At 37.6% G+C, this 18,395-nt stretch carries 17 protein-coding genes; 4 read left to right on the top strand and 13 right to left on the bottom strand.

Annotation, left to right across the window (positions count from 1 at the left end):
• Window positions 1-27 precede the first annotated feature (27 nt).
• The 11 genes from DRF59_RS06645 to DRF59_RS06595 form a co-directional block, all read right to left on the bottom strand.
• Window positions 28-2,373 (bottom strand): TonB-dependent receptor, encoded by a 2,346-nt coding sequence (locus DRF59_RS06645; RefSeq protein ID WP_115958000.1) that lies wholly within the window; start codon window positions 2,371-2,373, stop codon window positions 28-30.
• A gap of 287 nt (window positions 2,374-2,660) precedes the next feature.
• Entirely contained in the window at window positions 2,661-4,154 is a 1,494-nt protein-coding gene (locus tag DRF59_RS06640; protein ID WP_241505490.1) for a hypothetical protein, read from the bottom strand.
• A 159-nt stretch (window positions 4,155-4,313) separates the two neighbouring features.
• Window positions 4,314-4,547 (bottom strand): hypothetical protein, encoded by a 234-nt coding sequence (locus tag DRF59_RS06635; RefSeq protein ID WP_115957998.1) that lies wholly within the window; start codon window positions 4,545-4,547, stop codon window positions 4,314-4,316.
• Between the two features lie 142 nt (window positions 4,548-4,689).
• A complete protein-coding gene (locus DRF59_RS06630; protein WP_241505489.1) occupies window positions 4,690-5,844 on the bottom strand; it encodes a cation:proton antiporter in 1,155 nt (384 codons plus the stop codon).
• A gap of 323 nt (window positions 5,845-6,167) precedes the next feature.
• Window positions 6,168-6,764, bottom strand: a complete 597-nt coding sequence (locus tag DRF59_RS06625) for a Crp/Fnr family transcriptional regulator (protein WP_115957994.1) — start codon at window positions 6,762-6,764, stop codon at window positions 6,168-6,170.
• Between the two features lie 202 nt (window positions 6,765-6,966).
• Entirely contained in the window at window positions 6,967-8,085 is a 1,119-nt protein-coding gene (locus DRF59_RS06620) for a hypothetical protein (RefSeq protein ID WP_115958205.1), read from the bottom strand.
• Window positions 8,086-8,335: 250 nt separating this feature from the next.
• Complete coding sequence (locus DRF59_RS06615) at window positions 8,336-8,722, bottom strand: Rid family hydrolase (protein WP_115957992.1); 387 nt, start codon at window positions 8,720-8,722, stop codon at window positions 8,336-8,338.
• Between the two features lie 243 nt (window positions 8,723-8,965).
• Window positions 8,966-9,877: a hypothetical protein gene (locus DRF59_RS06610; RefSeq protein ID WP_115957991.1), complete on the bottom strand. Its 912-nt coding sequence runs from the start codon at window positions 9,875-9,877 to the stop codon at window positions 8,966-8,968.
• Between the two features lie 7 nt (window positions 9,878-9,884).
• Window positions 9,885-10,733 (bottom strand): complement C1q domain-containing protein, encoded by an 849-nt coding sequence (locus DRF59_RS06605; protein ID WP_115957989.1) that lies wholly within the window; start codon window positions 10,731-10,733, stop codon window positions 9,885-9,887.
• 13 nt (window positions 10,734-10,746) lie between these two features.
• Window positions 10,747-11,652, bottom strand: coding sequence for a hypothetical protein (locus tag DRF59_RS06600; RefSeq protein WP_241505488.1), 906 nt, complete (start codon window positions 11,650-11,652; stop codon window positions 10,747-10,749).
• 476 nt (window positions 11,653-12,128) lie between these two features.
• Window positions 12,129-12,827 carry a DUF1826 domain-containing protein gene (locus DRF59_RS06595; RefSeq protein WP_115957987.1) on the bottom strand — a complete coding sequence of 233 codons (699 nt, stop codon included), beginning with the start codon at window positions 12,825-12,827 and terminating at the stop codon, window positions 12,129-12,131.
• 286 nt (window positions 12,828-13,113) lie between these two features.
• Between DRF59_RS06595 and DRF59_RS06590 the strand changes: the two genes are divergently transcribed.
• Window positions 13,114-13,296, top strand: a complete 183-nt coding sequence (locus tag DRF59_RS06590) for a YHS domain-containing protein (RefSeq protein WP_115958201.1) — start codon at window positions 13,114-13,116, stop codon at window positions 13,294-13,296.
• A gap of 94 nt (window positions 13,297-13,390) precedes the next feature.
• On the opposite strand, the gene DRF59_RS06585 is transcribed toward DRF59_RS06590, so the two are convergent.
• A complete protein-coding gene (locus tag DRF59_RS06585; protein ID WP_115957985.1) occupies window positions 13,391-14,020 on the bottom strand; it encodes a DUF4142 domain-containing protein in 630 nt (209 codons plus the stop codon).
• 429 nt (window positions 14,021-14,449) lie between these two features.
• Here DRF59_RS06585 and DRF59_RS06580 point away from each other — a divergent pair, with 429 nt between their 5' ends.
• The 3 genes from DRF59_RS06580 (at window position 14,450) to DRF59_RS06570 (ending at window position 17,602) form a co-directional block, all read left to right on the top strand.
• Window positions 14,450-15,841 (top strand): MBL fold metallo-hydrolase, encoded by a 1,392-nt coding sequence (locus tag DRF59_RS06580; protein WP_115957983.1) that lies wholly within the window; start codon window positions 14,450-14,452, stop codon window positions 15,839-15,841.
• Between the two features lie 139 nt (window positions 15,842-15,980).
• A complete protein-coding gene (locus tag DRF59_RS21255; RefSeq protein WP_115957981.1) occupies window positions 15,981-16,115 on the top strand; it encodes a bacteriocin-like protein in 135 nt (44 codons plus the stop codon).
• A gap of 191 nt (window positions 16,116-16,306) precedes the next feature.
• The gene (locus tag DRF59_RS06570) at window positions 16,307-17,602 is read left to right on the top strand and encodes a hypothetical protein (protein WP_115957979.1); all 1,296 of its coding nucleotides are present in this window, start codon (window positions 16,307-16,309) and stop codon (window positions 17,600-17,602) included.
• 116 nt (window positions 17,603-17,718) lie between these two features.
• Here DRF59_RS06570 and DRF59_RS06565 read toward each other — a convergent pair whose 3' ends face one another.
• Complete coding sequence (locus DRF59_RS06565; RefSeq protein WP_115957977.1) at window positions 17,719-18,189, bottom strand: MaoC family dehydratase; 471 nt, start codon at window positions 18,187-18,189, stop codon at window positions 17,719-17,721.
• Window positions 18,190-18,395: the final 206 nt, after the last annotated feature.

Genomic DNA, 18,395 nt, shown 5'->3' with positions numbered 1-18,395 from the left:
AACCGGACCGGTCTTAACTGATAAAATTTACAGATCAAACTGTATTCCCAGATTTGCTGTAGTTCCTGATCCCTTAATGTAATAGCGACCTTCATTGGTTGCGCCACGTACTTCGGCATGAATAGGGTAATAATCAGCATTGAACAGATTATTAACTGAGAATAGAAAAGTAAATTTTTGATATTTATATCGGGTCTGGAAATCAACAAGGTTATAACCTGAAACTGGATATTTTCCATAATTATAGGCTTCAGCAGGAAAGACGTCCCTTCCACCCAGATGCAGGTATTGCACATAGACATTCCATTGCTCCGTCAGCTTAAAATCAACATTCAAATTAATTTTGAAAGGGGAAATTATAGAATTGTCCAGCTTGTCTTTAAAGTTTCCTTCATTCTTCAGATCCTGACGGCCATCCATATAGCCCAGCACCGTTCCGATGGACAGCCACCGAACAGGTTTTACATTTGCGACAAATTCCACTCCATAAATACGCTGTGGAACCTGAATCAGCTCATAATTACCCGGTGTAGAGGTTTCAGCGAAATTAGTCCCTTTCCTGGAAGTACTGTAATAGCCTGTCAGCTGATAATCCCATATTGATAACTTACCGTTTATACCCAATTCAAAATTATTGACTACAACTGGTTTGGGGTCAATCTGGCTCAATGGTACACCATTACGCAGAATAAGCCCCACATCACCAATGGAATACCCCTGCGAAAAAGAAGCAAAGGGCTGTATGTAATTATATTTATTATACCGAGTTGCTATATTAAATACAAATGCATCCGAATTATTATTTTCACCGGCAGTTAGTTTACCGTTCTTAGTCAGATCACCTACCTTAAACCGTATATTTTCATAGCGTACTCCTCCCTTTAGAATCCAGTCTGCACCTATATTTAATTTACTCTGCAGATAAAGAGCAAAATTGTTCATATTCATATCCGGTGTAACCAATTCGTCTTTCAGAGTTTTCTGTACTGTATGATCCTTCAACAGGTCCAAACCATAAATCAGCGAAATTTTAGAGAAGCTGCCCAATTGGAAAGGGGTGTTGAAGTTAAGCCTTGCTCCTTTATGATCGGAATAATTCTGATTATAAGTTTCAAAAACTGTATTCATATCTTCATAATACAGGCTCAGGTTTGCTGCCGTTTTCCCATACTGCCCGTCATATTTTAAATGGAGTGCTTTATTATAAGGAGTGCCTCCGTTAGTGGCTGCATCGGACGGAATACCAATCGCCGGCGATTGCCCAAAGATGCCCGTTGTACCTGCATACTTGCTGTCCTGTACACTGCGATAATAGTTTCCCATCAATTCTATATGATGATCCGGCGCAATTTGATAGCCGATCTTAGCCAATGCGTTATAAGACTTTGTCTCACCAAGCCCGTAAAATGGGCTTACTACTACTCCATCAGCGCTCCTTACCACCCCTGTTCGCCCCATCTTGCCCTGTAAAACATAATCCCATTTGCCAATCTGCCCCGAGAAGACCTGTGCAATATTGTAACCATAAGTTTCCGCTGGTTTTACCAGGTTTAATGAATTATTGAGATAAGTGGACGAACTAAGTTTTTTACCTTTCTTAGGCTTTTTAGTAATATAGTTTATCACACCGCCTGCAGCCCCATTACCATACATCGCTGTAGCTCCATTGATAACCTCTATATGATCTATGGCGCTGGCATCAATTGTTCGGAGATCACGTCCGCCGTTACGTAAAGGGGTAGATTGCGGGATACCATCAATCAGGACAAGGAAATTACGTCCGCGAATCTTGGCAATAAAGTTATTCTGGCTTTCTTCACTGGGTGAAATACTGGGCACTTTTTGCATCAGGATAGAGGGCAGGTTATCGTTAATCTGCCTTTGCTGATCAAGTGTCTTTCCTCCGATATAAGTGACTGATGAAGGAACTTCGTCAATATGTTCTGCCAGCCTGCTTGCTGTCACAACAACTTCATCCAGATGCCGCCGCGTTGTCTGCATAACAAATGGTTCAGCAAACTGATGTTGCTCTTCGGTCACCTCAACTTCATAGATGATGTTTTCAAACCCTTCTGAACTTATTACCAAATTATATTTTCCATAATTGATATTTTCAAATTTGAAATATCCATCCTTGTCAGTACTGGTCTTTCCTGCTCCGGCTAACTGAACATTTGCATTGGCCAAAGGAATACCCTGTTCGTTGACAATACGTCCAAAGATAGCTCCTTTTTGTTGCAACTGGAATAAATATACAGATGAGTTTTTTTTATAAACAGAGGTTACCTCTGCGGAAACTGTTGAAGATAACGAATAAGAACAATATAATAGTATGGCCGCCAATCTGGCCATGCTGCATTGATTAACTTTCATTGTTTGTAAATAGTCCGGTAACTTTTTATACCTGTTTTAATTAATGGAAGCAAAGATATATTATTTTGATTAATTCTAAATAAAATAAAATCAAAAAAGACTGTCTTTTTGAAACAGTCTCTTATCATTTTGTTGTTGATAATAAATGAAACAGGTAAAAAACTGATCATTTTTTAGTCTGGCAGTGCTTTGTTGGCTCTTTGTATAAAACAAATTTTCAATTCAACCCGCCAGCTGGCCGGATTAATTAACAGACTCAATATGACAGGAAGGCTAAATAATTGACCCTACTTAATCGTTATCGTCATATTAGGAACTACAATATCTCCTATGATTCCGGTGTAACGTTGTGCAAATATTTCAATATAATCATTGGAGGATAACTCAGTTGTTCCATTAATCGGTAATACGACAATATCATTGACAGCTGAACCCCTTCCGTATATTTTATATTGACTGAGGGCAGTTCCATTTTTAGCAATATAAATGATATACGTTCCTGATGCAGGTACCTGGAACGAAACCGAGCCGGTTATCTGAAAAATCCTTTTCTTCTTACCTAAATACTTCAGCCTGTTAGGAACTCCGTCTGTTGAAAAGCGGAACAGGTTTGATGAGGTAGAAACAGAGCTTGAAGTCCCTATTTTTACAATATTACTAGGATTTGAACTATTAAAACTAACTCCTATACCTGTGCCTACAGCATAATCTACTGAAAAGTCTCCCACCGCATTCGTATCTGCTTCCGTCGGAATTCCTGCTGCTCTTACCGTCCAGCTGTTGTTGAAATTGTATCCGGGATAAGTTCCTGTAGTATATGGTTTAATATATCCTGCTGTATTGGTTCCTGTGAAAACCACTGATTCCATCACTGCATCTCCCGTAATGGTTAACCCGCTTGTTGATACATCAAAGCCGGTTGCCGAACCATTCACCTGGCTAAAGCCGCCTTGTTTTTCTACTGAGGTAAACGTGCCGGTCAGTTTTTCATAAGTCCCTGAATTATTTGCCGTCCATCCCATATTACTGAGTAAAAGCTGGCCAATATTATTATAGGTAATTCCGTTCGCATTACCGGTAAACTGGATAATACTGAAAAATACGAGTCCTAAGCCGGAAACCGTCCCTACATTACTTGAATTGGCTACTACACTGTCCCGGAAAATGAGATTCTGTGTTGGTGTTCCGGACAGATTAAAGACACTTCCTGAAGCTGCACTCAGCGTAACACTTCTGATACTTCCTCCTGTTGCTCCTTCAAAAATGTTCCCACTCGTCCGCACAATAATATCATTATTTGTATCAAGTCCATGTATGTATGCATTGTTGAGTTCAATAGGACGGTCAAAAACAATTTGTCCGTTGATTTCATACAACGTATTTGCATTCAGCAAATATTTTGTACCTCCCCCTGCACTTAATTCCGCGGCAAGTACCGTAGCCAGTACATCGGTAGATTTAATTCTTTTAAAATTCAATCTCTCTGAGACATTACTTCCTACAGGTGACCAGGTTGCAGAGCCGGCCGTGTAGTAGTAAAACTGTTTTTGGGTCGTATCATATACCAAAAGTCCATCGGCTGGAGAGGTAATTGCTGTCCTTTGAGCAGTAGTCATCCGCGGGGCAAGTAATCCGCGGGTTGTCGAATTGAGATCTAAAATGGAGCTTGGATCAGGGGTCGTTGTATTAATACCCACTTGTGCCGCTGCCGGAAATATCATGGCAACAATTAGAAGCAAAGCAATATACTTACTTCTAAAAAAAATTCTTTTTGCTTTCATAATGGTAAATTTTAACAGTTGTTGATACCTTTTTAATGCTGTATCAAATAATTTTTAAATTACCATTCATCACTTTAAGCTGCACCTTCAATTATAGTCAGGCTGTTCCTTCTGAAATGTTCGGTACATCTATCATCTCTTTATTGTATTATATACAGATTAGAAAGCTGTATATTTCTCGTAGAACGGGAAAACTACGGTTCTAACTATGATCATGGTTACCAAACCATTCCTCATCAGGCAGGATATTGTCTGTGTCTTATACCATTGATTAATGGTAATACGAATCCAGTTATCTTTTACTCTCAATACGTGGCTGTACCTTTTTTTAAAAAAGCGTATCACCTGGTCTTTTCTTTTTCCAATAAAGGAATAATAAAATAAGTCTTTCATAATAGTATATTTTAAGGTATAAAACTTATGATGTACTTATTTCATGGAAATCAGTTGTTTTTATTATTCCAAAGATGGTGATAAATGACCTTGTCTTTTTATGATACTGGTCATAATTATATTGTTTGATAACTTAAGTATTTCATAAATGATGATTATGGCTTCTCCGGGTCATAAAGCTGGTTCCGGCACTGATCCATATGGTAGAAAACAACAGAGACAGACAGGTGATTCCCAATCCTGATTTATAAAGATCATATTCAACGATATGAGTTTTATAAGCAATGGATAATGCAAGAATTCCAAATTCTCCCGTTTGAGACAACAATGCACCTCCGTAAAGGCTATCTTTCCATTTGAAGTTTAAAGCTCTGAAGAAAATAGCAGACATCATACTATTACTTACCAGTACTACTAAAGTGCCCAGAACAATAAGTTTATAGTTCGACCAGAGATAAGGAAGGTCCATACGAAGACCAATGGATACAAAAAATAGAGAAACAAAGAAAATCTTAAACGGCATCAGTGAATGCTCAAGCCAGTGGAATGCCTTCATCTTCCCAACCAGAACCCCGGCAATAAAGCTTCCTAAAGCAGCACTCATGCCAATTGCTTCTGCCAGAAGACCAAATCCCAGACAAATAAAAAGTCCTGAAAAAATCTGCAAATCATGATCACTTTCTAAAAAAGAAAAAGAAATTTTGATTTCCCTGAGGTGTCTGATTCTTCTGAAAATATAAAAAATAGCAACACAAAAAGCAAAAGGCAGTATAAAATTAAAAATGCTGAAAACGGCTCCATTCCAGAATTTTAGTACAGTCAGGGCTGGTGCAAGAAGAAGGTCCTGCAGTAGCAAGATATTTAGAATCACCACTCCGAAAGCAGTATTTATGGTTCCGTGTTTTTTTAAAAATTCCACTACTACGGCCGTACTGTTAAATATAAAAAGTATAGCAATAAGCACAATGCTTTTATAGTCAAGCCCCACAAACTTTCCGATAATGTAAGCAAAGGAAAGACTCAGCAGTATTTTTATCCCTTGTGCCAAAATGGGCTTGATAATAAGGGTCTTTTTATTTGGAATATTAATTTCCATTCCTATAAAAAACATCAGCAGCAATATCCCTATTTCTCCTACTACTTCTACTTCCTCTATCCTTGTAAATAGTCTGAAGACATAAGGCCCCAGCAGTATTCCTGCGACAATATAGGCAATAAGATAGGGCTGATTCAATTTTTTCAGCAAAAACATCAGTCCCAACGTTGTCATACATAAAACACACACTGTCCAAAGCATATACTCTGTATTTAACGGTTAGAATTTTATTGCAAATACTAAAATGAAATATATCCGGGTTACTTCACCCAAAGCTTTTTTAGTCAATCATCAAATCATAATATCCTCATTACAAAGTATGTACCAGCGTATCCTCCGGTAAAAAATGTCAGAAGAAAGGAAATTATGTCATTCAGACAGGTAGTAAGCACTCAGGGTTTTGAAGAAACATAAAAACAAAAATAAGTCTCCCGCTAAGAAGACTTATCTGATTAGTAAAGCAATTATATAAAATAATATGAGTCCGTTATTTTATCAATTTTGCCCGATATTGTAATTGATCTTCAGTAATATATTTTCCGATCCCGGATGGTAAGCAGGCATTCCTGTTCCATTTTTTTTATGGTACGCACCACGGTTTCTACACGAAGCCCTACCATTTTAGCAATTTCCTGCCTGGTAAAAGGAACTTTAAATACTCTGCCGTTATTAACCCCTATGAAATCCTTATAAAAATCAAATAAAGACTTAATTTTTGAAAGCGGTTGCGATTCTGCAACAATCGTGTGCATATGATACTGGTAAAAAAGATCAGAAGATAGACGTTCCAGCATTCCTAAAGTAATTGCCGGATCATGCTTTAATAGTCTGAGAAAACCGGTCCTGCTTATTCTTAAAACCGTACAATCCGTTTTTGCCACAGCATTCATAGGATAAGGCTGACCAGTAAATAATAATGATTCCGCCAAACTGTTTCCTTCCAGAAACACACCAAGGATAATTTCTTTTCCATCCTCAAGTACATTACTGAGTTCAACAGTACCCTTAACAATCTGAAAATAATACCTTGGATAGTGACCGGTAAAAAATATATTTTCCTTTGCAGCATAATCCATATAAATAGCGCCATAACTGAGCAACAGATCCTCATCAATCTTCATATCATTTGTTTTTTGGTTACAATTTATAAGATCTTAGCAAAAAATTGGTGCTTACCTGAATGCAAATTTTAGACCATAGGTTCTATTCTGAATTCCCCTTCCTGGTATATGCCGTTAACTAAAAAACTGCATGAATACAATCCATGCAGCTGATCACTAATGTTTCTAGAACCACTACTACTAATATATTTTTTGTTGAATATTAATTTTGGAATTTTACAAAATCTAAATAGAAATTGGGATTACCTTCATTGAAAGATGTGGGTACAACGCCGTTTGTCTTTCCTGCAAAAACAGTATAGGTACCGGGAGTGGAAAAATATAAAACCCTGTTCTGATCCCTGGGGAACATATAAGCCACTGTAGCTGATCCACAATAGCTTCTCCATACATCACCGATTCCATTAATATAGAAAAAGTAATCATTACAATCTGAATTGATGGATATACCACATCTGAAAAAATACCATCCTCTGGCAGGAACAGTCACCTGGATTCCTGTAGAAAGCCCGCCTCCACCAACTCCGGCAGTGAACGGATTAACCAATGTTCCACTATATGAAGTCCAGTTATCTGCAAATGCCGTTGTTACTGTGGAGGACCACGTTGCCAACCCATCTGCATTACTTGTCAGTACATATCCTAATTGCTGTGTACCATCCTTAATCTGAATGGCTCCCCCGGTATTTCCATTATCAATAATAACTTTTGCAGTGTTCCCACCCGCAGGTACCACATTTGTTCCCATCAGTAGTTTACCTGTTCCTGTAATGCTCAAATTGTTTGTTGAAGTAGCAATTTCAGTATTCTGTGAAAGCGTCCCTCCCAGTTTAACATCTGAACCTGTTATAGTTAAGCCATTACCAGCTGTTAGGTTTCCACTTCCTGACAACAATATTTCCCAAGTGGAATCAGCTCCGGAAAGGCCTGTACTGATCAACTGTAAACTTTGGTTTGCATCCACAACCAAACTTGTGCTTCCGTTTATTGTTTCCGGTGCTGCCGCATTCACAGTAAGGGTAAAATTACTGTTGTTCTTAATCCTATAAATACGACCTTTAAAATTCCCTTGTCCTAAAACTGCCGGAGGGAGTGTAAAAGTAGCATTTGTCGTCCCGTTATAAGCTACATGGAAATCTTCACCCGTCAAACTGTAGATGCTTGTATTTACAGCTTTGTAATTTGCAGCCAGGGAACCATTGACATGCATTGTTGATCCCGGATGGGCTGTATTAACGCCAATATTTCCAGCCTGTGCAATTACAACAACAGGACACATAGATATCAATACCAAAATGAACTTTGCCGGAATTCTTATCATTTTTTTAAGTTTAAAATTCTTTTGCAAAGCTATTATCAGAGAAAGCACTAGTAAAAAATTTCCTGTAAATTTATATGGATCCTTTTGTGGAAAAATATCCACATAAATCAGTTTGAACATTCAACATTTCTTAAATTAAAGGTTTTTCTTTAACGGAAAAGTATTCACATCCTCCTCTGATTCCATTAATAAAAATCCGTACTGCCAATAACAATACGGATCTTAACTATTACTGTACAGGTTATCCAGATTAAACCTTAGCTGTAATTTTAATTTCTACTTTTTGACCGGGGAGCGCCAGTTCAGTTACCCCTACTATAGTGCTGGCAACGATACAGGAATCACCATAAAATTCTTTACCCAGGATCTGCCTGCCTGCAAACCCCTCCTGCATATTGGTGACATAAATAACCTCTTCTGTGATATGACCGGTATTTAATCCGAACGCACTTAATAATCTGCTTATATTCTGGTATGTCTGCCTGAATTGATTTTCCATTCCTTCTGCAAGATTTCCTTCCATATCGTGTCCCAACTGCCCGGAGATCCAAACCGTATCACCGCTTTTAACTGATTGTACGTATCCGTATACCTTTTCCCAAGGCATATCAAAAGTCTTGAATTCTTTAGTACTCATAATTCTTAGTTTAATATTTGGATACTTTAGATCAACCTATACACCACACCCCATTAATAACTGAATATCAATATTTTAAAATAAAATCTATATTTAAAAAGGTACGAAATACCGTAGTTTTTATATTCAAATTAAGTGCGCAAAGAAAGCGGAACCATATAAAAGGCCGGGAAAATTTTCCCGGCCTTACACCTTTCTGTTGTAAAATAATCAGATTAGATTTTCTATTATTTTAAATTTTTTTTACTGCTCCACAATGGTAAGGGAATTATAAGCTCCGCTTCCTGACACATCAAACTGGCTTGTGGTTCCGTCAAACGCTACAGTAATCCATGTAAATGGTCTTAATTTGTCTCCTTTGTTCAGATAAACACTGACGGTACAGGCGGAACCCACTGGTACAGCATTGGGACTAGCCCCGGTATCAGAAGCATACCCGTTGTTTGTTTTTACCCTCTGCGTAATGGTACCTGCCGGATTTCTAACCTCCCAGATTGCTTCCGTCTGATTATTGCTGCCGGTATTTACCTGGCTTGACTGTAAAGCAAAAGTAAAAGTTGCAAAATACACCCCTGTTCGAGGGGCAATAAATTCTCCGGTAGCCGGATTAAAATTGTTTGTCGGAACTCCCGAATCAGAGTCCAGTTTCTCCGTCCAGTTGGTCAGATAAGACGATCTGCGCTGAACAATACCAGACTTCGTACCAATTTCTGTGGGGCTTGCACTTTCAAAAACATAGGTATCCTGAGTTGTTTTACTGGCCATAACCACAATTCGTGGTTTACCTTTAGGAAAAAAACTTACCCAATTGGTCCCGTCCGAAAATTCTAAATATCCCTTCACCCCGATAGCCGGACTTGCAACATACCGTAAGGCACCAGCACCAGCTTGTGCAGCGGTTTTATCTGTATTTCCCAGGGCTACGGCTCCATTGGTTCCGCCCCGCAGATCTACAGCCACTTTAGGATTGGCAATCAGTACTCCTACCCTTCCTGCTTTGTCTACAATAACTTTACCTGCATCTGTTTTAATTTCGACAGGATTTACCGGATCAGCTACTCCCAATCCTATTTGTGCATTGGTTTGAGCTGCCCAAAAAAGCAGTGGTACAATGACTTTTACTAAATTTTTTATTTTATATTGTTGTGCCATCATTCATTATTTATAATTCACTAATACTCAAATTATTAAGTTTGCTGTCATTTAAGGTATTCCTTGCAGAACCTATATTATGTCTGACACTGAATTTAATAGTATTTCCTGCTTTAAGATTAAAAATAGCATTACTGTTTCCGCTCAGATAGTTACTTACTGCACCAGCCTGGAAAGCAGGATAAGAATTCACTGTTTTAAATACCTGAATATTTTCAACATTCCGGTCACTTTCTATAGCTGTTTCAATAAAGGTATTTTTAGGAATATTTCCATTCGCTAAAGTAATAGTAAAGGATACGAGATAAAATCCGTCACGGGGAGCGGTAAAAACGCCTGTTGAAGGATTAAAATCACCATTGGGAGCTGTACCCAGATCTACAGTTTCAGTCCAGCCTGTTATATAGGTTGTAGCGCCGGATCCAATACTTTGAGCAACACTTTTACTGGCATTAACAAGTGCTTTTGTTGGCGCTGTAAGTGGCAAAGCAATCCACTGTTCACCATCAGAATACTCTAAAAAACCTCCCGCATTGTAACGTATTGCACCGGCACCGGCTTCAGCTGGAGTTTGTGTTCCTGTTCCAAGGCCAATCAGTCCCTTATTATCCGGTGAACGGAGATCTACTTTAGTAACAGGATTTAAAACACCCACTCCCATGTTACCTGTGTTGCTCACTACAATATCATTCGCAAGCTTTTGTGCATCAGGATTACTCCCATTATCTTTTGCAGCATCTATTTGAAGGGATTGTGCGGGATTAGGGGTAAAAAAACCTACCTGCGCAGCTATCATAGCCGAAGAAAAAAACAGAATACAGGTAAGGAATTGATAAGCAATATTGTTTTTATTTTTCATAGGAATCTGTTTCTTAATGTTCTATGATTGTTAAATTATTAAACCCGTCATCCGGATTGGTAGGATCTGTGGAATTTGTAGTAACTCTTAAAGGTACCGATCCGCTTGAGATCAGATTATGCCAAAGCCTGGTCACTACTTTTGTACCGGCGGTCAGAGTCAGTGTAACAGTACTTGAGCCTCCTGCCTGAGTAGACCGGGTAGCGTTTGCATCATCTGCAGTTCCTGTCATTGATTGACCGAAAGTTTTATAAACACTTGCCAGAACTGTACTCGTTGTTGTATTATAAAACTGTGACTCTACCCTGGACCCGTCATTAATGACAGCTCCGGTAAAGTTAAAAGTAAACAAAAAGGTGTATGTACCATTTCGCGGAGCCGTAAAAATACCTGAAGCACCATCAAAACTATTGCTCATGTCCCGTACAACATTCCAGTTGGTAATGTTTGTAGCAGTTCCTTGTACAATTGACTGGCCGGTAACTTTACGGGCAACAATAACTGCTTTTTGAGGAGCTATATACGCTTTATGCCAAACAACCCCATCTGAAACCTCAATTTTCGGTCCTACAGGAATATTTACTGCATCATAACGAACTGCTCCGGCTCCTGCCTCAACAGCACTCATGGTAGTGGTACTTAACCCCAATGAATTTTCTGGTCCTGCTGACCTCATATCCAGTTTTACTTTGGGAGCTGAAACTCCAACTCCGATGAATCCTGTGGTTTTGTTAACAATAACATCATTGGACACCTGGCTTGCATCCGGAAGTCCACCCGTTGGATTGTCCTTGGCACCATCTACATGGAAAACACCCATTGGAGATGATGTCCTTATACCTACCTGTGCGTGTACAAAACCAATACAAGAATAAATTACCCCCAGAAGGAGTATAATAATAGGTCTTCTTTTTTTCATTTGTATGATTTTAAAGATTGAATTACGGTAAAATGTCAGGATAACGCCTGAGATTAATAAAAGGGAAAACAAACTTCTTTATAAACAAATCCAAATAACTCACTGCATTTCTGTTTAAACGAAATTCCTGGTTGCCGGTCTGTTTTATTTCAAGTCGTTTTATTCTGAAGAATCAGTGTATATATATAGTCAATGTGTTTCGCATTTTTCTTATCATTTAATGTTTGTCCAAAATTACTGTATTTGCATGATATAAAAGAAATTAACAGCATAGATATAATTCTATGACAACATAACATGAAGCTTCAGGAAATGAAACCAATAATAATGATATTATTCAAGCTGATATCATTTAATACAATATCCTGGAAAACTGACTTTATTTTCAGTACTACCGGTCTGGTTAAAAACCCGATGAGCATTCAGTGAAACCGAAGACTAAATGCCTTATAAAGATGATATTCCAATCATTTCGATCAGCAAATCAGAAGCAGTCTATATTCACCATCCTTTTCAACAGGAGCCCGGTGTACGCAGGGCAGAACTTTTTGTTCCGGGTGATCCACGGCTAATCTCCAAAGGTGTCCCAGTCCTAGATTAACAGGTTCTGCATTGGGCTTTGCCTGATAATGCAAATCAAAAAAACAATCCTTCAGAAAAGACTCAAATTCTTCCTCCGTGCCATCATGCAATTCTTTAAGTTTCTCCCGGATTTCCGGAATCAAAATTTTCTGGTCCACCTGTTCGTTGGGTATAATATCACTGGCAGCACCATGATAGGTACATAAAAGAGTATCTGTCCCAATGGGTGAACGATCAACATGATACGAATATACATCTGCCGAAATAAAATCCAGCTCCTCATCCCGTTCATAGCACTTCAGCAAATTGAGTGAAGGAGATGATCCAAAGTCAGTTAATAACTGTAAATCATGTAAAATAATTTCCCTTGCAAGATTTCCTTTTTCAGATAACTGAAGTGATAAAAGATCTTCAGAATATATTTCTGTAATATCATCTTTTAACTGAAGCTTGGAGACAATTTCCTTGAAATCTCCCCTTAAATCTCTGTACCAGCAAATCGCATTGACAGCATCCTGAAAGTCTGTATTGATAAGTTCCGAAAAGGTAGAAACCACTCCAATCTGATTATAACCTGAAAATCTGTTGTTCATAAATAACGTTGATTCTTTGCAAAAATAATGAAACTGACAGTAACATACGGATTTTTAGAAAGTATTGGAAGGCAAACTCCTCTGTTACAGAAATTACCCCGGAATTTTGCTTTGACCATTCCGATATTAATTCAATAACTGACTGAGATCATAATGAAGCTTTGTATTATAAAGTAACTTGACTATTTTAAATAATAACATTATTTCTTCACTTATGAAAAACTATATGATCATTTGTTTTTTGATATTTATTGTCAGTTCCTGTCAACAGGAAAAAGCTAAAGGAATGGAACAGAAAAAAATGCTTAAAGATGTGGCAGTGATTAATACGGTATATCCCGTCTGCCATATGAAGACTTCAGAATCTTTGAATGATACGCTGGTCTATAAAGGATCTCTTTATGGATTTTGCAGCCCGGAATGTAAAAAAGAATTTAAGGGAAGGCCCGAATCCTTTATGGTAAGATAGCCATTGGAAACTACTTCAGCAATAATATAATAAAGTAAAAAAGTGTATCTATCAGTCAACAGATACACTTTCTTTGAGGTGTCGGCCGATATTCCTATCTGACCGCTTTTTTTGCTTTTTCCGACTCCATTAAATGATGTTCCAGCGTCGGAAGAGTTTTATTTGCGAATGCTTTTAAGGATGAATCCTTACTTTCTGCTCCTGCTTTTTTAAACTCTTCTATATCTTTTTTATGATCACTAACCATAAGGTCGGTGTACATACGATCAAACTCAGCTCCGTTTTTTGCCTTCAGATCATCGTATTTCTTCTGTTTTTCTGCATCCAGGCCAGTTGGTAAATTATATCCTGCCGTGGAAGCCCATTTCTTAAGCTCATCATTGGCTTTACTATGATCTTTGACCATCATTTCACCCAACGATTTGACTGCAGGATTAGTAGCATGAGTTCCTGCAAGCTCTCCCATCATGACCTCCATTATTCCTCCCCGTGCAGCTGCATCTGCAAACTTCTTGTCCTGATCACTAAGGGTATTCTTCATACCATTGGTATTGGCTGCATTCGCAGAATCACTTACTGCCGTTCCGGAATCAGGAGAGACTGGCATAGTGGCCATACTGTCTGTAGCTGCACTATCTGTAGAAGAATAGGCAGTTGTCGTTTCATTTTTTTTACAGGCTACCAGGGTAACCGCCGCAAAAAGCGTTACAACATAATTTTTCATAATAATAATTTTAAATGGTGATAAAATCTGAAGTATATCTACACTTCTGTATAAATGCAACAATTTATTTGCCAAATAGTTAAATTGATCCTCATCTCATCAATACATACCGTTAAAATAAATTACTATTAGTGGATTTCGGTATATTTTAGAATAAAACCTACTGGACTTGAACAGAATTAATAAATACCTTTGATCTCAGATAAATATTTCAGGCTGGCCTGAAGAATAAAATTAAATCCGCTTTGGTGGCTTGTTCTATATAATAAATTTGTAGGATTCACTTCTATTATTACATTAACTAAAATTTATAAAGAACATTGATTATTATATAGATCTGTAACCGGCTCTATTCACTATCTTTTCAACTAACTTCACTCGGAAACAAAGCCGCCAAAGCAGGATTTTTATAACTTTTAAAACAGATCAATGAAAGTAGAACAGATTTATACGAAATGCCTGGCACACGGAGCCTATTATATCACTTCCAATGGTGAGGCAGCCATTATAGATCCTTTACGGGAAATACAACCTTACCTGGATAAGCTTAAAAAAGATGATGTACAACTTAAATATATTTTTGAAACTCATTTTCATGCAGATTTTGTCAGCGGACATCTTGATTTAAGCGGAAGAACAGGAGCTCCTATTATATATGGTCCTACAGCAGAGCCAGAGTACAAAGCTGTAATTGCAGAAGACGGACAGGTTTTTGAACTGGGTGATGTTACCATTAAACTGATCCATACTCCGGGACATACTATGGAAAGTGCATGTTTTCTGCTCATCGATAAAGATGGAAAAGACACAGCCTTATTCAGCGGAGACAGTCTCTTTTTAGGTGATGTGGGAAGACCAGATCTTGCCCAGAAAGCAACCCACCTGAGTAAAGAAGAGCTGGCGGGAATTCTTTATGAAAGCCTGTACAGCAAAATATTACCTCTATCCGATCATATTATTGTATACCCGGGGCATGGCGAAGGGTCTGCCTGTGGTAAAAATATGATGAAAGAAACAACCGACACACTCGGAAATCAAAAAAGGACCAATTATGCACTGAACCAGCCCGATAAGGAATCTTTTATAAAAGCTGTTACAGATGGTTTATTACCTCCTCCCGGATATTTTGAAATGAATGCAGCGATGAATAAGCAAGGATATGAACATTTCGATAATGTCTTACACCGGGAAATGAAACCGCTGTCTATAGAAGACTTTAAAGTTAAAATGGTCTGTGAGAATGTATTGATACTGGATTCCAGAAACCATAATGATTTTGCCTGCGGATTTATACCAGGTTCAGTAAATATAGGACTTGATGGAAATTTCGCACAATGGGTCGGAGCTTTAATCGGTAATGTAAAGACTCCTGTTCTACTCGTTACAGAAACCGGTAAAGAAAAAGAAACGGTCATCAGACTGGGACGGATTGGTTTTGACAATGTATCAGGTTATTTAGACGGCGGATTTGATACCTGGAAAAATGCCGGAGAGAAAATAGAAATGATCGAAAGAATAACACCTGAAAAATTTGTCACTGAAATCGTAAATAACAATAAACTGATTATAGACGTCCGTAAAGAGAACGAATATCTGGCCGGACATGTGGATGGAGCTATTAATAAACCGTTAGACCAAATCAGTCAATGGATTCCTGATATTGAGAATAACAGTCATTTTTATATGTATTGTCAGGGAGGTTACCGGAGTATAACTGCCGCTAGCATCCTGAAAGCAAATGGCTGTCACAATTTTACAGAAATTCGGGATGGAATCAATGGAATAAAAAAATTTACTCCTGTCCGGTACGAGCATTCCTGATGAATCTTTAAGTATATATGCTGTAAACAATACAGGTCTCAGGTCGTTACCTGAAATATTTTATTTTTAATTTCATAATAAAAAATTAAAGATCCCGTTAGAAACTTTATAGATTTATTAAACCATAAATTAAAACAATATGAAAAATTTAAAGAAGTTAAACAAAAGCCAATTAAAATCAGTTTACGGCGGGGCACCTAAAATTTATTGTGTGTATTGTGAGAGATTAAACAAAACAGTGTGCAGTGAAGCTCAAATCTCCCAATGTCCTTAAAAAAGAGAGGCTACCCGAAAGGTAGTCTTTTTTTAGCTCACAACTTCAAGGACTGTTATTACATCCTTTATTTTTTCAATATTATACTCAACACATTTATTTTAATTTTTAAACCTCTGTATAAATCAGTTTTTCAGTAACTTTAAAAACGACAAAATATTCTATGGTTATTCATCTCTAAAGAAGTGGTAATGAACAAAGTTTTCTTTGCATTTTTATGTTTAATTCAGGGCACGTCATTATTTGGGCAAGAGCCAATGCTTGTACATCCGGAGAAAATTTCCGGTTATTTCAGGGAGATTGAAAATGCCACTAAAAAAGGATTTACATTATGGAACAAAGATTTATATGGAAGTATTCTTCTCGTTGATCCTAAAACACGGTACATCTACAGTAATGAACCCGACCCGGATAACATTTTTAAGCTTCAAAACAATATATACACAGGTAAATTACCTGACAATATGAATATTGCCAATACATCAATCCAATGGAATGGAAAATCCTGGGCAATGATTATGTTACCTTTACCTGAAGATCATTATGACAGGATAAATCTGCTGGCACATGAACTTTTCCACAAGGCACAACCTTCTTTAGGATTCGTCCATAGCAATAAGGAGAGTAATCATTTGGATCAGAAAGAAGGAAGGATATATCTTCGGATGGAATTGGAAGCCCTTAAAAAAGCGGTTCTTTCTGATTCGGAAAAAGAACAGAAAAAACACCTGACCAACGCTTTTATTTTCCGGAAATACAGAAATTCTCTTTTTCCGGAATCAGCAGCTATTGAAAATCAACTGGAAATGAATGAAGGAATTGCCGAATACACCGGATTCATGATCAGCGGAAGAAATCAAGAACAGGCTAAGAAACATTTTATCAGTTCTATAGATACTTTTTACTCAAATCCTACCTATATCAGATCTTTTGCTTACTACACCATTCCCGTTTACGGATATCTATTAAGTGTAAAGAATAAATTGTGGAATCAGAAGATCTCAACAAATACCAGCATTTCTGATTTTTTCATTAAAAATTTTAAAATCAGTATCCCGACAGATTTAAAATCGGCTTCCGAAAAAAACGCTCATCATTATAATGGAGTTATAATTGCCACGGAAGAACAGGCAAGGGAGAATAAAATAAAAGAACAGATCGCTGAATACCAGGCAAGGTTTATTGAACAGCCCCATTTAGAAATTAAATTTGAAAAAATGAATGTCTCTTTTGATCCAAGGAACATTTTAGCCATAGAAGGCCAGGGAACTGTCTACCCTACGATCAGGGTTACGGACAATTGGGGCATTCTTGAAGTCGGGAATGGAGCATTAATGAGTCCGGACTGGAGCAAAATTTCCGTTAGTATTCCTACAAAAACAGAAGAACAAAGAGCTGAAGGAAATGGCTGGGTACTTCAGTTAAAAGACAGTTATATCATTAAAGAAGACAAAAAAACAGGTAATTACGGTATTTTTAAAAAGTAAAAATTATTGCTATAATAATAAATATTTCTTGAAACAGTTAAGTTACTCCTCAATACCATTCTTTAAAGCAGCAATAAATAAGAATATAGGTATAAAATTTTTAGTTAAAGCAACTCTTAGAGAACCTCCTGGGAGAAATGGTAAAGAAAAATAACATCTCCGGTATACGCCGGTTTTGTTTCATTCTTTATAAGGAGTTTCGCTTCCACTATTGCTTTTACCGTTCCTCTGAGATCTGTTACCGACTTTACAGTAGCCTGAAGTCTTACCTCGCTGTCTACCAGAACGGGCTGTCCGAATTTAAGGTTCTCGATCCCGTAATTGATTTCCATTTTTACATTCCTCACATCGGCAATCTGTTTCCATAGATATGGGATCAGAGATAATGTCAGATAGCCGTGGGCTATCGTTGATTTAAACGGACCTTCCTTTTCCGCTTTTTCTTTATCAGTATGTATCCACTGATAATCCAATGTGGCATCTGCAAATCTGTCGATCTGGTCCTGGTCTATGGTATGCCATGCAGAAACTCCGATCATCTGGCCTTCAAGACACTTATATTCATTAAAACTATTAATAACAATCATATTAGTATGGGTTAAAATATTGTTGAGTGAATATTTTTACATTATTGTCAGCAGACAACAGCAGCTTATAATTCAATATTCAAATATCAGTCCGATTTTTTCAAAGATAACCCCGACCATTGCAAAGCGTATATAATTTATTATAACAACAAAACGCCATCACTTGAAGCGATGGCGTTTTACTGTTCATTAACAGTTTACCGAAG

Origin of the sequence: Chryseobacterium flavum (genome assembly GCF_003385595.1) — a bacterium.
GTDB lineage: Bacteria > Bacteroidota > Bacteroidia > Flavobacteriales > Weeksellaceae > Chryseobacterium > Chryseobacterium flavum.
Note: the sequence above shows the minus strand (reverse complement) of the source record. Positions and strands in the feature narration are given on the sequence as shown.

Excerpts from the sequence above, each read along its gene's own strand:
- DRF59_RS06645 (WP_115958000.1), bottom strand. The coding sequence starts at position 2,373 with ATGAAAGTTAATCAATGCAGCATGGCCAGATTGGCGGCCATACTATTA.
- DRF59_RS06640 (WP_241505490.1), bottom strand. The coding sequence starts at position 4,154 with ATGAAAGCAAAAAGAATTTTTTTTAGAAGTAAGTATATTGCTTTGCTT.
- DRF59_RS06635 (WP_115957998.1), bottom strand. The coding sequence starts at position 4,547 with ATGAAAGACTTATTTTATTATTCCTTTATTGGAAAAAGAAAAGACCAG.
- DRF59_RS06630 (WP_241505489.1), bottom strand. The coding sequence starts at position 5,844 with ATGCTTTGGACAGTGTGTGTTTTATGTATGACAACGTTGGGACTGATG.
- DRF59_RS06625 (WP_115957994.1), bottom strand. The coding sequence starts at position 6,764 with ATGAAGATTGATGAGGATCTGTTGCTCAGTTATGGCGCTATTTATATG.
- DRF59_RS06620 (WP_115958205.1), bottom strand. The coding sequence starts at position 8,085 with ATGATAAGAATTCCGGCAAAGTTCATTTTGGTATTGATATCTATGTGT.
- DRF59_RS06615 (WP_115957992.1), bottom strand. The coding sequence starts at position 8,722 with ATGAGTACTAAAGAATTCAAGACTTTTGATATGCCTTGGGAAAAGGTA.
- DRF59_RS06610 (WP_115957991.1), bottom strand. The coding sequence starts at position 9,877 with ATGATGGCACAACAATATAAAATAAAAAATTTAGTAAAAGTCATTGTA.
- DRF59_RS06605 (WP_115957989.1), bottom strand. The coding sequence starts at position 10,733 with ATGAAAAATAAAAACAATATTGCTTATCAATTCCTTACCTGTATTCTG.
- DRF59_RS06600 (WP_241505488.1), bottom strand. The coding sequence starts at position 11,652 with ATGAAAAAAAGAAGACCTATTATTATACTCCTTCTGGGGGTAATTTAT.
- DRF59_RS06595 (WP_115957987.1), bottom strand. The coding sequence starts at position 12,827 with ATGAACAACAGATTTTCAGGTTATAATCAGATTGGAGTGGTTTCTACC.
- DRF59_RS06590 (WP_115958201.1), top strand. The coding sequence starts at position 13,114 with ATGGAACAGAAAAAAATGCTTAAAGATGTGGCAGTGATTAATACGGTA.
- DRF59_RS06585 (WP_115957985.1), bottom strand. The coding sequence starts at position 14,020 with ATGAAAAATTATGTTGTAACGCTTTTTGCGGCGGTTACCCTGGTAGCC.
- DRF59_RS06580 (WP_115957983.1), top strand. The coding sequence starts at position 14,450 with ATGAAAGTAGAACAGATTTATACGAAATGCCTGGCACACGGAGCCTAT.
- DRF59_RS21255 (WP_115957981.1), top strand. The coding sequence starts at position 15,981 with ATGAAAAATTTAAAGAAGTTAAACAAAAGCCAATTAAAATCAGTTTAC.
- DRF59_RS06570 (WP_115957979.1), top strand. The coding sequence starts at position 16,307 with ATGAACAAAGTTTTCTTTGCATTTTTATGTTTAATTCAGGGCACGTCA.
- DRF59_RS06565 (WP_115957977.1), bottom strand. The coding sequence starts at position 18,189 with ATGATTGTTATTAATAGTTTTAATGAATATAAGTGTCTTGAAGGCCAG.